Source organism: Sphingobacterium suaedae, assembly GCF_042684625.1.
GTDB classification, from domain to species: Bacteria; Bacteroidota; Bacteroidia; order Sphingobacteriales; family Sphingobacteriaceae; genus Sphingobacterium; species Sphingobacterium suaedae.
In genome coordinates this window covers 651-14,417 of record NZ_JBHULR010000019.1, presented here as the reverse complement: position 1 = coordinate 14,417, position 13,767 = coordinate 651, and the positions used below count along the sequence as shown (strand labels likewise).

Genomic DNA, 13,767 nt, shown 5'->3' with positions numbered 1-13,767 from the left:
TCATACCGCTTTGTTGCCAGTCTGCTATCATGGCAAACATCTGCATTCTTTTTTCTTCTTTGCTCATTTAGCAAAGCTCCCCATTATACATCGCTCAGAAAATATGTACTTGGTAGGGCGGATACTAGTCAACGGAGCTGGAGGAGATGGGGGTGTCGAAGCATATGCGGCTAGAGAGAATGGTAATATTATAGGATTGCAAGCTAAATGGTTTCTATCATCAATCAATGGTAGTCAAATAAAGCAGACTGAAAAATCAATAAGAACAGCAAAAGAGATACGGCCAGAATTAAGCGAATACATTATCTGTATTCCCCGAGACACTCAATCAAAGAAAAAGGGAAAGGGAGGTTTAATCAATCCAGACACAGAAGAACAAAGATTATCCACATTAGTAAACGATATAGAAACAGAGTTCACAGATTTAAAAATCCAAATTTGGAAACGAAGCAGACTGATTACAGAACTAAGGCATGCGGAAAATGAAGGATTAATTAAGCTATGGTTTGAAAAAGAAGAATTATCAATTGAAACATTGCAAATACGGTTAAAAGTCGCTAAGGCAGGGTGGCTTTCAGATAGATATTTCCCAGACCTTCACAATCAGGGGGATATTTCAAAAGTGATACATGAAACTTTGATTTCTGAAACCTATTTGCAAAAGCAAGCTAATTCAATACAAGAAATGATTGGCGATTTGAAAAAAGCCATTTTACTTATTAAAGAGTATTGTCGAAAAAATAAAATTGATACAAGCCTGAATGATGATTTAAAAAAAGTATCCGAAAATCTTTTAACGTTTCGGAGTGCATATGAAAAACTCAAAGAGGAAGTCAAACATAATTGCTTTTTCGACACTTACGAAATCGAAGAAGTTAATTTATATCCCGTATACAATAAGCTTTCACAAGCTAAGGTTCCAAATATACTTAAGGATACACATCGCCGACTTAAAAATATATTATTAAGTCTCCATCAGGCTCATTTATCACAATACATAAATGATATTCGAAAGTTTTTGGAACCTCACAATTATATTATTTTAGGTCCTGTTGGTTCCGGAAAGACACATGCAATGGCCTTCGAGGTTGAGAAAAGGTTAAGTCTTGACCAGCCAGCTTTATTAATAAGAGCAAAAGATTGCTTTAATTTAAGTTGGAAAAGCATACTTGCAGATAGTATGCAGGCTTGTTCAGATTGGAGTGACATCCAAATCTTGTCCGCATTAACTTCACTCGCAAGGACGAAATCTGTTGCATTAGCAAGCAAGAAAAGGAATAAATATCTGAATAATAGCGTTAAATTCCTGATATGTATTGATGGGATAGATGAGTCCCCCAACCCGGAAAAATGGAAAGATTTAATAAACGAAACAAAAGTTTGGCTCGAGCTTTTCCCCGATATTCGTTTTGTATTTACATGTAGAAATTATCCTTCCGAAAATCAGAACCCCTTTTCTTTACCTAGTGATGATAATAAGATTTATAGAAAAGATATTTATTCAGGAGATAGTGTCATTACATTCGGTTATCTTGACCACTTTAAAATAAAATATACCAATACACCGTGGATAATAAACTCATTTGAAAATGGTCTATCGGTAAGATTGTTTTGCGAAGAATATGCAGGGAAAGATCTGTCAAAAGTTTTTAAAAACCCCGTTTTTAACAGCTCAAAGAAACTCCTTGAGCATAAAATCCAACGATTAGAAACGGAATTCTTTAAAAAACTAAATGAAAACATAGGCAAAAATGAGAGAATTGTTAATAATAGCCTTCATCATATCAGCAGATATTTTATGATTGAAAGCAAGATTAACAAAAATAAGTTAAGAAACTCGCTATATAATGACCTTGGGGAAGTGTTAAATAAAAAGGAGATAGGTCTTTTACTAGATCTTCTTACTGATAACGGCTTCCTAATTTGTCACTCATATAGTGATGAAGACGATGCAATTACAAATGAGTTTTACGAAACCGGCATTCAATCGTATTTTGATTTTCTATTAGCTCAAAAGTTTGCAAAGGATATTTTCGATAACAAATTCCTCGAGATTCCTCTCATCTTACTTCATGAAAAATATGGTTATGTGAAAGAATTAGTTGCCTTGGCATTAGCAACTGACTATGGTATGCTCATTGGTAGAGATAATCTTTGGACATCAAATTTTTCAGGATGGGAAATACTGCAAATGCAATTCAAAGTTTTTTCACTTGCTCCGAAAGCCCTTATTGACAAATATGAGTCGTATTTGAAACGGATATTTTTAAATGACCGCGATCGTTTTATTGAACATTTTGTTTTTCCAAATAGCAGTAGGGAAGATATAAATGTAATTGAAAATCTCGTTCATCCTACATTGTTAGAGTTTTCCAACACTTACGAAAGAGACTTGTTTTGGTCTGGGCCAGATAAACATGAAATTGAAGGCCATTCCCACCTGTCCTTTTGCTTCGAATACCGTACTTTATATTATCTCTCGAAATTTAATCAAGAACCCCTTCTGTACGCCTGGGCACTAAGTACTGTTTCTAATCCGATTAGAGAAAAGATAAAAAATGAACTCACAACATGGGCGTTGAAGGATTTAAAAGATTTTGTACATCTTTTGAATAAGTTGTTTTTCGAGTGTAACGACGACCAAATTCGGGAAGGTTTGGCTACTGTTATCTATGGACTATCCTCCTTAATAAGTACTGATACTCCCCATACCAGTAAACTAATAGATTGGATTCAAGACAATATCTTCCATCCGGATCAAATCATTAAGTTGAATAATTCCTTAGTTCGACACTCATGTCGCTGTTTAATTGAAAAGACATATAAACTTGGTTTATGCAGCAAAGAAACACTCGATTCCTCTATTCCTCCCTACTCAGCAAACCATACAGAGCTGCTGGTCCTTTCTACAAAAGACCGTATTTTGATGGACGGTATTTACCCTATTCAACACGATCTCTATTGGAATACTATTGAAGAAGCTTATAAGAATTTTGTTGATTACGAGGATGGTCATGTATGTCAGGCAATGAACATTTTACTAAACCAACATAATGTTTCGAATATCTCTCCGAAAGAATTCTTTACAAGAGTAGCAATAGAATTCTTAAAAGATCTTGGTTGGAACAAAGGAAGCGGATACGGAGATGTAGGCAATGGTCAATTTATGACATTCGAAGAGAAGTACACTTTCTTAGCGGTTCACTATATACAAGGATATTTGGCTGATCGTTTGCCATATATTGAATACCAAAAGAAAAGAATGCTAGATGATTACAACCAAATACTACACATAAATAATCCTGCGTATGAGGAACTAATTAAAATAGAATACCTAAGTAGAGATTCAATAAAATGGTTTGTACCTGAAGATATAGCGCCAATAATAATTACCTCGGCAGAAAAAGTTAAAGAGGACATTAAACAGTGGACAGCCAAAGCGCCCAAATACCACTTCGAAAAATGGTTATTCCCTTACAAACTAAATTTATTGAGTGAAGACGCAAGTAAAGTTAGAGATAAATGGTTCATACTAAATTCATATCTAGCGTTATCGGACCCAAATAACATTGGTCGAGCCTGGTTAGATATCAATTGTCTACTGTTAGTTGAAGGCAATTATATCGAGCTAAATGCTTTGCTGTCTAACAATGTAAAAGATTTTAAATTAGACACTCAGGAATTTAAAGCTGGAATTAGTGGACACGTTTACAACTCGTTGATAGATGTTGTTTGGAGAGACAACATTAAGGAATATCAAAATGAGATCAATTTAGTAGACGATGTAGACACATTCATTCAAGCACATCCAACAGTTACAAAAGTATCAGAGAACTCTTTATCAAAAGGAGACATATACCACAATATTCCGTCTGCTAAATTGAGACAAATGTTAGATATTACTGCAACTGACAAAACGTCTTATTATGACAAAAAGGGGACTATAAAAGTGATTAATTTCGCAACACATGAAGATAACAGTAATTTTCAAAAAATGTTATTGGCTGATAAGTATTGTATGGAAACCTCGTTGGCAGCAGCGAAATTAAAACCCGTTTGGATCTGTAAAGAATTTAGAAGCACAATGAATCAGCCTATAATTGAAGAAAATAATGCGCACTGGCAAAATTGTAGAATTTGGATAGTGACCAAGGAAAATTCCAGATACAGATCTTTTTTAGTACACAACGATTACTATTCAAACAACTAACTAAAATGTGTAGAATCAATTCCTTTAGAGCTAGATCTCATATATCATTTTTATCCAATTAAAGTTCAACATATATGGACAGTATTCAAAATCTCAATCCCTTCCTTTGTATTTTTCTATGCTTCCACTAAGTAACCTTATTCTTGACGCTTCCATTAAAGACTAAAAAACGATAAAAATTGTATTATAAACGTTGTATGGAATTTAGGATAATATTAAATGTTTTGTAACGATTAAAATTGAAATAGCAATGGATACTTCTGATACTTGTCTTGACAAGAACAGGTACCTCAGTCAGAGAACACTTCTTAAGATAACCTAATCTTGGATTCTTCGACAAGAGATATATAAAAACTAAAGAAGATTGGCTGTAAAACATTAATTTGCAAAATATCCTCCATAATTCAACCTGTATTTCTAATCGTCAATTTTTTCAAATCATGCAGAAAATGGTTCGAAAATTGTCCCGACAGGCGGGAAAAGATGTTGAAGAATTTGAACAAGGTGCACGGAGTCAAAACGATGTTCTATTTCGGTGCAATATTTCTCTCATGCCTCTAGATAAAATATATTGCCAGTTGTTCTGCTAGTTCGTTTGTAAAGTCCGAAATATCTTCTTCAGTCAAAGCTAATTTTTGTTAGTCAGATAAAAAATGTGTATCTTTTTCCATAAGTTAGCTAAATAAACAACCTAAAGTAAATTGAACGAGAAAACAACATTTACTGGCGATGAACTGGCTGCTAACGATATAGCCTTTAAAAATCTCGTTGAATTAATTCAATCGGGAGATGCCATTGCGATGATTGGAGCTGGATGTTCTGGTGGATTATTTCCTGCATAGGGTGAGTTTGTAGATAAAATGGAAGCCTACGCTCTTGAGATTGATCCCAATTTTGCAGCTAATAAAGAGGAGTTTCTGCCATTTGCCGATAAGGTTAAAGAATGTTTGGGAGATGATCGATATTACAACTTTATATACGATACTTTCAAACCTCGCGAGCAAACACATTACCCATTTCATGAAACGCTTTGCCGCCTTCCATTCAAAGCTATCACGACTACAAATTATGATATTGTACTTGAACACGCATTAACTATAGTCACAAAGCAACCACATAGCTCACTGCATTTTGAAGGTACAACAAAAAGCAAGATACTTGACTTTCTACAGTCGTTAAATTTTAATAAGTTTTCGAGAAAGTTTATAGCCCATCTTCACGGTATCTACGATAGTAATGATAGCATTGTACTTGGAGGTAAAGAATATTCTTCGAAGTACGGATTTCAATTGGGGGAAAATGACGGCACCCTGTTTGACCAACTTCAAAAGGGGGGAATGTCGCAAGAGAGAATAACTGATTTACTGGTAAAATACGGATATGAGTGGCCACTTCGCAGAAAGCTGCTATGGTCACTCCTGGCGACCCGTCGTATTGTTTTCATCGGGTTCAGTATGAATGATCCGTACTTTATTAAGATGTTGGATTTTGTAAAGGATGACCTTAGCACTTATAATGCGGAAACTCACTTTTTGGTATTAAGGGTAACCCCTTCAAATCTACAACGCTCTATTGAGCATGCACACCACCTAAAACGTGAATACGGCATTCAGACCTTCTTCTTCCAGGACGAAGAAGGGAAATATCCTGGATTAGGGCAATTTATTGCAGAACTTGAAAATGTCGTAAACAATAGTCAGGAAACTGTCGAGACACCTCCAAAAGTGACAGAAGTCGCAGAGGCTATACCAGCAGGCGATAAGGCATTGACAGATAAATTATTCTCTATAAGTAAAAAACAATACACCGATGAAGATTAAGAGACAAGAGCTACTGAACGAATTATATCAATTTGCTCTTGACGGCAACGGCTTGGTGGTTGGCATTCCGGGTATCGGTAAAAGTTATCTTTTACGCCAACTCAAAGATGTTTTGGTTGACAACGACATCCTTTGCTTTATCATAAAAATAGATAATGCTTACGACAGTTCCGATGATGCTATTGCAGCGGAGTTAGGCATTGAGGGGAATTGGATTGAAACGTTGAGCAATATCGAACTACGAAATGAAAACAAAGCAGTCTTAATATTTGATGCTTTCGACGCCGCTAGAGACGAGGGCAAACGGAGAGGGTTTCTAACGCAAATAAGAAAAGCAAAAGCGTTGTTAAGAGACAAATGGCATCTCATTGTCAGCGCACGTACTTATGATGCGAAAAAGTCAGCTGATTTGATGAAGTTATTTAGCCCATCGAGTTCTGGCGGTGGTTATTCCTCTGCCAGGATGCTAACGATCGGCAAATTAAAGGAAAATGAAATTAAAGATGCCTCAGCTTTTCCAAATTTGTATGGGTTCTATTTAGAAAGTACGTCTGAACTAAAAGAAATCTTACACGTTCCTTTTTTCCTAAAAGTACTTGAAACAATTTTAGCCGACTATACGAATGATAATCTTGAAGATATTAAACGTTATAAATCGGAAACACAGCTACTTGATTTTTTCTGGCAACGTAAGGTAGATGACACGGAATCAGCACTTTTAACGCAACAGTTCCTACTTTGGTTTACAAATAAACTTGTTGAGAGTAAAACACTTTCTATTCCTAAGGCAGATCTATTACAGCAGGGTGAACAATCACAATTCAAGATCTTTGAATATTTACGAAGCGAACTTATTATAGACGAGGTTTCCTTCAAAAACACAAGGATTGCCTACGCTCACAACATCTTTTTTGATTATGCTGTGAGCAGGCTCTGTATCGATCATAATTACAAATCATTAACTGATTTTATTTCTCAGGATTATTCCCGAGCGTTCTTTTTAAGACCAAGCTTTGTTTATTTTTTCACCTCGGTATGGTACGATGACAAGGGAATTTTCTGGAATTTATATCAACAACTTATCGATAATCAACAAAAGGAAATCCAGCTTTTTGTACGATTAATTATAAACAGTACTATCGCATCGCAATTTACTGACATAGATGAGCTTCGTGTTATCCTTGATTTAAATGGAAGTGACAAAGGAAATGAAAGTATCCGTAATATTCTTCAATCAATCAGGTTCATTAGAAAAAGGACCTTATCCCAAGATGTATTTTTGCTTAGTTTGCTTTCAAAAGATCTCCAATTACCCTATTTATTTGAGTTCGCTTTCCTTTTAGAACGGGCTATTAAGGATGTTCAGAACGATTTATTATCCATTTGCGGAGATAGCGCACGTAATCTTTTGTTTTACATTTTACAGAATAGGAACACAGAAGCGAGAGTATTTTTAGATAGAATTGGTTCTTCACGAGCAGTGGAACTTGTTTCAAGGACCTTTTCAACGAACCCGGTTCAGTCTAGAGAGGCACTAAGGAGTATTTTTCCAATCATTAACGAAAGAGGTTTTGAGATTAACTACTTTTCGAGTTTAGCTGATGATATACAATATTTCGTGGACCAAGATCCTCAATTAGTAAGTGAGGTTTATAAATTGATTTTTGGTTACCAAGAAACAAGTGATGAGAAAACACAGATGAACGCATCTGTAGTGATGAATTTTATCAGTAACCGCCGCCAGGACTTCGAAATGTGTTATTTCCGTTTGGAACAATTTTTTCCCAATTTCTTGTCATCTTCGCCAGAATTGGCGATTGTGACGGGAATTGAGATTGTTAATAATCAGGTATCTGGAAAACGGGGGCACTCTGAGTTTGAAAATGGCTTCACTTTTGATTATCAGGGAATTACTTGCACCTTTTATCCTGATTACTCATCAATCTGGTCTGATCGACAATTTCAGGATAAGACAGAACAAATAGGCGAACACATCACCAAGTACATTAGTGAGCTTTATACTGAAGACCAAAAGAAACAGGCTGATAGCCTTGTAAAAACCTACATTGAAAATGCAAAGGTTGGTTTTCTATGGAAATTGTTGATGGATTTGGCAGCTCAACATCCATTGGCGATGTTTGACGTGATATTTCCACTCATTAAAGTACCTAGGTTTTTCTCATCTTCCGAGGTTTCCTATGAAGTTCGGGCATTTCTTGAAAAAGTAAATTCAGATCTCACTTCGGAGCAAATGCATGAAATAGAGGACGTGATCTTCGAGGCTTATCCGATTGAAAGGGAATATGGTATTCAGGCCGCTTTATCTATTCTCAAACCAGAATCTCTTCAAACGGATCGTGCTAAGGATTTTATGGCAACGAGAGAGACGATTGCAAATAAAAGACCTGTTGAATCTTCCTTTTCAGTAACCCCATATACAACCGAGGAAAGGCTAAAAGATTTAGGAGTTAACGTTGGCGATTCTGAAATCGCTGAATTAACTAAGTCAATAAATTATTTAGATGCATTTACCAACCTATTCCTCAATTCAACACCCACTTATCGAGAGGCCAAACCGCATTTGGACGTTGCGTTTGATTTGTGGACAAAACTTGAGAAAAAAGACGATTTGCCTGAAGAACTGAAATATACATTGCTCAATTCAATTGCTAAGACAGCGGCAATTTCGGCACGTGATATTTCTGAACTACCGAAAAAGGATCTTGATTTACTAAAAAAGGTGATTAGCTATGCCTTTAGCTATGTGAGCAAATACGATGAGCAACAACAGGATAGCTCGCCGGCACATGGATACTCCCCAACACCGAGGATTGAGGCAACGGAAGCTTTGCCTTTGATTTATGTACATGATGAGGACACGGAGTTTTTAGAACTCTATAAGTCCGCAGTAACTGATCAAAATTCAGTTGTCCGATACAATGCTATTAAAAATCTTCAGTATTTATTCGATAAACATTTTGATACTTACAGAGAGTTATTATTTAACTGTTTGGAGGACGAAAGTGAACCATTTAACTACGCCGCACTTTTTTCAGCATTATACTTCAAAAAAGGACGAATAGTTGAAGATGGAATTGAAGTAGTTAAACTGGCTAACCGAAAGACAAACTTTTTTGAGCAACAAAATCCATTTGTAGATGCTTATGCTGAGGTTTTATTGTGGTTTCTCAACTATCCCGAAATGACAATAGCATTCGACACACTTACCGACGGATATAGATACAGTGCTTTTTCCAATTCGGTTATTTTCCGTTTGTTTAAACAAATAAAGACTTATGAGCGACGTGAAATATTTGTTGAGAGTATTCCAGCAATAAACGCTAAACTACAAGTAGTTGAGAATTACATAGAACAAGCTGGAGTTCAATTAACGTCCGCAAAAGATTTCAGTGTACATCAACCCGAAGTTGAAAGTGCACTAAAGACATTTGACGAGATCATTATGAGAATACATTTTGCTCTTGAATCAAACCAGCGTATCTCAAAAAATCAAAAATCACCTGCAAATGAGAACAATAGAAAAGATCTCTATTTTATAACCAAACCATTAATCAAACAGATACTTTACTACTCATCACAGGTTGGCGACAAAGGGATAATGCTTGCACGTACAGCACACTATCTCGTGCAGACGCTTAATTCCGTAATCGGCTACGATGCAAAAGAAATTTTGTCAATGGTGGCAGCTATTACCCGCTATTCGATGCAGGTAGGTTATACATTTGACAGTTATGCTATCAGGGAAATAGTATCCTTAACGGAAAAACTGCTTGCCGACCATAGGGAACTTCTTTTACAGGACGATGCCTTTCAAGACTTGCTTTCTATTCTTGAGATCCATGTTAATTCAGGATGGATAGACGCTCTTGAATTGCTTTGGAAGCTTGATGAGGTATTTAAATAAAACTGAACAATTTTAGCGAACAAAATCACATGATTTTGCCCCCCCCCATTACCTAAACAAAGTAGGATCATCTTTCTATGTTATAGCCCCAATCTCCCTTTCTTTTTGGTGGGCAAGGATTTATGCTCATTTTTGATGGTTGGGTTTTCATCAAGAATCTTTCCTAGAACCTCTAAAAATCTTGTTAGATTTTCAAAGAATCTCCCCTGTCCGCTACCAAAGTTGCGAAAGAGGTAAAATCCAGTCCTAATTCTGGTATACCTCTTTTTTTATTGCTTATAATTTGCTGAAGATAAGCTATATAGGAAAAAAAACTTATTTATTCTTGGGGTTTTTTATGCTATTATGGGTAAGTAGTCACTACCTTGCTCACTTTCCAACCATCCTGATCCTGACTCAACGTGATGTAATCCACACGCGTAAACTTCTCAAATGCCATCATTGCTTTTGCCATACAAGCCTTTCCACTTTGATCCAAGATCTCATAGCTAGTCTTACAGTCAAAGTTTACACCTTTGTGTGCTTTTAGGAAAGCGGTGTATTCGCGCTTGTTGAATGTGTCATCGTTTGCACTGTTGCTGTACTGGAAATCATCCGCAAAAAGGAACTTGTTCAGTTCGATGCTGCCAAGCGTAGTTGCTTCCAGATAGGTACCTATAACCTTTGCTGATTCTACATTCTTTAACGGATTGGTTTTCTCCGCGGCGAAAGAAGAGAATGAGCTGATCATGATGATGGCTGCTGCGATGGTTGTTAATGTCTTTTTCATGGTAGTGCTATTTTTAATGTCTTTTTAATATGTATAATTTATTATTTCCTAATTGATACCTCAAAAGTACAGCGCTGATGCCTGCTGATGAATACCTATTAGATGGGTTGCAGCTGTTTCTCGGTAAATGCGGAGCTTTGGTCGGTGAAATATTTACCGAAGAGCTTAACCACACTACTGGCCGCTTGCCATCTGTAAAGAAGGATGCAACAGCTTTGCCAAAAAGCGTAAGTGATGGATTGTGAGGTTTTTATGTTTTTAAGCGTTATTTTAGCTGTTCGATAGCGGACAAAAACATGTCATCTTTGAACAAAAGGAAGATAATGAAGCACCAATGACGGATTTCTTGATCATTTTTAAAAAGCGAAAATGCCAAAGCTAGAGCTAGGAATAATGGAAAATATCACCATTGCATATATACCCATAAGGGAGTATTAACAAAAAAATCCTGAAGCGGGGAGCTTCAGGATTTTTTACTAACTAACCAATTATTAACCTAAATTATGAATACTAAACATACAACCAAATAATATGCCATTGAATAAATCGCTATAATTTTTTACAATTTTTAACATTCTTAGTCTGCCGCTCCCCTGGAGAAGATGGCTATGGCTTTTTTTAATATATCACGCTCTAGTTCTGTATCCCCAGCGTATTGGGATTGTTTACCACAATAGGCTATAAGGCAGGCTACTCTGGCAACATGGGTTCTGCTATCCGACGTTGTACCGGAGAACTCAGTGCTTGTAAAAAAGAGATAACAGCATCCACTTCATCCCGTGATAAGTTGAGCTTCTTTAACAATGGCGAATGGATGGGTCTGGTGTTTTCATCCACTTGTACACGACGCTGTATGGGAGCGGGATTTCCTAACTTATATAATTCGACCACATCACGCAGCGTTGGAAAGTTGCCATGGTGCATCCACGGTCCGGTGAGCGCAACATCGCGAAGTGAAGGTGTTCGAAATGCGCCGATGTCCTCCTGTCTGCCCGACAGATGATAGTGGCCAAAATCTTCCTGACGCGTGCCATACAATGTCTGACCATCGTTATGAAACTTATTATCGGAGAATAATGGTGTGTTGTGGCAGTTGATACATCTTGCTTTTGTGCGGAAGAGGTGCATACCAAGCAGCTCCGTATCATTAAGCGCGGTTTCATTCCCGCTAATGAACCGGTCAAATTTGCTGGGATAGCTGTTGATTCCCCGTTCGAAAGTAGCTATGGCATATTGGATACGTTGAACGGTAACGTCCTCACTTCCAAACGCATCCATAAAGTAAGGTCTGTAACCATCGATTTCTTTTATATGTGCCACCATCGTAGGGATATCGGTGTGCATCTCTACGGAGTCCTGCACGGGTAATAGTATCTGATCTTCCAATGTTGTGGCACGTCCATCCCACATAAATGACGTATAGTGTCCTACATTGTATAAAGTCATGGCATTGCGCTTTCCGACACGCCTGCCGTGGCCATGCGCCAAACTTTTACCGTCTCCAAACCCCAGTTGTGGGTCATGGCAACTCGAACAGGAAATCTGCTTAGAAGCGGATAGTCTGGGATCAAAAAACAATAATTTACCCAGCATTTCCTTTTCTTTGGAATAGGGGTTGTACGTTGGATAGGGTGCCTTTGGTAAAACGCCAATATCTATAAATCCAGACTTCACCGCATCGTCTATATGTGGTTTAGGCCATTTAGAAAGATCCGACGAATATAGTTTACGTAATAGGGCTATATCAAGAGCTTCCTCTTCCTGTTGTATAAAACTGACCAAAAAGAGGAAGCTACCCAAAATAAAAAAAACTGCTGTTTTCTTCATTCTTGCAAAACTTAAAGCGTAAGTGCCGTTTTACTAATTTTATATTGACGCGTTACCTTTTCGGGTCCTCCGATAGCCGTTTCGTCAAAATGTATATTTAAGTCCATGATGCCCGTCTCCAAATCGTATGTTCCTTCACCGCTGATGCCGATTTCAAAGAAGTCTTCCAATCCGGCTTTTCTTATTTTCACCTGTTGTGCAAATACATTAACCTTTCCTTTCAAGTGTATTTCCGGTGCATCCGCTAATGTTTTCGAGGATTCATCCGGTATAAACGATAAGAGTTTTTCCACATTAATACCGGCTGTTTTAATGTTGTTGGTTCCAATATGCTCGGTATACAACGTTACCATTTGGAACAGGTTGACACCACTGTCTTCAACATAAGGATTGGTAAAGCCCAAATAGCTATGCGAGTCTTCGGAAACAGTCGAAAAATGGGAAGCAATACGTTTTCCCCATGTTTGTGTTTCCTCATCAAAACGATACACATAGGGCTGAAAGTAAGCGGTATTCTCATGAAAATAGGCGATGACTGCCGGATCCGCTGTTTCTTCAATTGGTTCCGGTTCTGGCTCTGGTTCGACAATAGGTTCGATGGCGTCCTTACCGCAAGAAGTTAAAAATAAAACGATAAGTGCTAAAAAGGTACTTTTAATGTTCATGATGTTGTTTTTAATTATATTTTAAGATAAATTTTGAATAAACGTGTGATTGTCAAGTAAACCCGGGCATTTCAGCCCGAGATTCTCACAGAACCGTGCGTAAACGTCTCCGTTTACACGGCTCTTATTATCTAACCTTTTGTTAATTAACCGTTGGGACTGCATTTAACCTCCAGTGTGACAACAATCCCGGATTTGCACGGCTGATGCCGTGAAGCCACCTTATCGCCTTCATTTCGCTTGAACGCAGGTGCTTGTACTTGCTTCTCGCCCATTTGGCGAGCTTTACGTTTACGATGTGCATAAAGTTCCTAAGTTTCGTTCTGTAAAATCTACCGTAGTAGTTGATCCATCCTTGAAGGATAGGGTTGATTTGCCCTGCTATGTCCTGTAGCGTGGCATCACTGCACCGGAGTATGCTCCACCCCTTCATCTTCCCGTTCATCGCGGTCATCGCCTTCTGGCTCACCGCAGGCAGGAAGTTCGTGAACGTCTCCTTTCGCTTGCTATTCTGCGCTTCGCGTGGCTTGAAGGTGTAACCCAGGAAGTCC

At 37.6% G+C, this 13,767-nt stretch carries 8 protein-coding genes; 4 read left to right on the top strand and 4 right to left on the bottom strand.

What is annotated here, in order from left to right; translation table 11 throughout:
- The first annotated feature begins 103 nt into the window (after window positions 1-103).
- From ACFSR5_RS18265 to ACFSR5_RS18250, 4 genes are all read left to right on the top strand, one after another.
- Window positions 104-4,210 carry a hypothetical protein gene (locus ACFSR5_RS18265; RefSeq protein WP_380905912.1) on the top strand — a complete coding sequence of 1,369 codons (4,107 nt, stop codon included), beginning with the start codon at window positions 104-106 and terminating at the stop codon, window positions 4,208-4,210.
- A 701-nt stretch (window positions 4,211-4,911) separates the two neighbouring features.
- Entirely contained in the window at window positions 4,912-5,052 is a 141-nt protein-coding gene (locus tag ACFSR5_RS18260) for a hypothetical protein (protein WP_380905911.1), read from the top strand.
- An 18-nt stretch (window positions 5,053-5,070) separates the two neighbouring features.
- Window positions 5,071-6,030, top strand: coding sequence for an SIR2 family protein (locus tag ACFSR5_RS18255; protein ID WP_380905910.1), 960 nt, complete (start codon window positions 5,071-5,073; stop codon window positions 6,028-6,030).
- Window positions 6,020-9,955: a hypothetical protein gene (locus tag ACFSR5_RS18250; RefSeq protein ID WP_380905909.1), complete on the top strand. Its 3,936-nt coding sequence runs from the start codon at window positions 6,020-6,022 to the stop codon at window positions 9,953-9,955. The genes ACFSR5_RS18255 and ACFSR5_RS18250 overlap by 11 nt, the downstream gene beginning before the upstream one ends.
- Before the next feature lie 343 nt (window positions 9,956-10,298).
- Here the strand turns inward: ACFSR5_RS18250 and ACFSR5_RS18245 are convergent, their stop codons facing one another.
- From ACFSR5_RS18245 to ACFSR5_RS18230, 4 genes are all read right to left on the bottom strand, one after another.
- On the bottom strand, window positions 10,299-10,724 hold the full coding sequence (locus ACFSR5_RS18245; protein ID WP_380905908.1) for a nuclear transport factor 2 family protein: 426 nt from the start codon (window positions 10,722-10,724) through the stop codon (window positions 10,299-10,301).
- 690 nt (window positions 10,725-11,414) lie between these two features.
- A complete protein-coding gene (locus tag ACFSR5_RS18240) occupies window positions 11,415-12,551 on the bottom strand; it encodes a cytochrome-c peroxidase (RefSeq protein WP_380905907.1) in 1,137 nt (378 codons plus the stop codon).
- A gap of 11 nt (window positions 12,552-12,562) precedes the next feature.
- The gene (locus ACFSR5_RS18235; RefSeq protein WP_380905906.1) at window positions 12,563-13,216 is read right to left on the bottom strand and encodes a hypothetical protein; all 654 of its coding nucleotides are present in this window, start codon (window positions 13,214-13,216) and stop codon (window positions 12,563-12,565) included.
- Window positions 13,217-13,358: 142 nt separating this feature from the next.
- Window positions 13,359-13,767: group II intron maturase-specific domain-containing protein (locus tag ACFSR5_RS18230; protein WP_380905905.1), on the bottom strand; the 409-nt coding region annotated here is incomplete at its 5' end.

Excerpts from the sequence above, each read along its gene's own strand:
- ACFSR5_RS18235 (WP_380905906.1), bottom strand. The coding sequence starts at position 13,216 with ATGAACATTAAAAGTACCTTTTTAGCACTTATCGTTTTATTTTTAACT.
- ACFSR5_RS18250 (WP_380905909.1), top strand. The coding sequence starts at position 6,020 with ATGAAGATTAAGAGACAAGAGCTACTGAACGAATTATATCAATTTGCT.
- ACFSR5_RS18255 (WP_380905910.1), top strand. The coding sequence starts at position 5,071 with ATGGAAGCCTACGCTCTTGAGATTGATCCCAATTTTGCAGCTAATAAA.
- ACFSR5_RS18265 (WP_380905912.1), top strand. The coding sequence starts at position 104 with ATGTACTTGGTAGGGCGGATACTAGTCAACGGAGCTGGAGGAGATGGG.
- ACFSR5_RS18245 (WP_380905908.1), bottom strand. The coding sequence starts at position 10,724 with ATGAAAAAGACATTAACAACCATCGCAGCAGCCATCATCATGATCAGC.
- ACFSR5_RS18240 (WP_380905907.1), bottom strand. The coding sequence starts at position 12,551 with ATGAAGAAAACAGCAGTTTTTTTTATTTTGGGTAGCTTCCTCTTTTTG.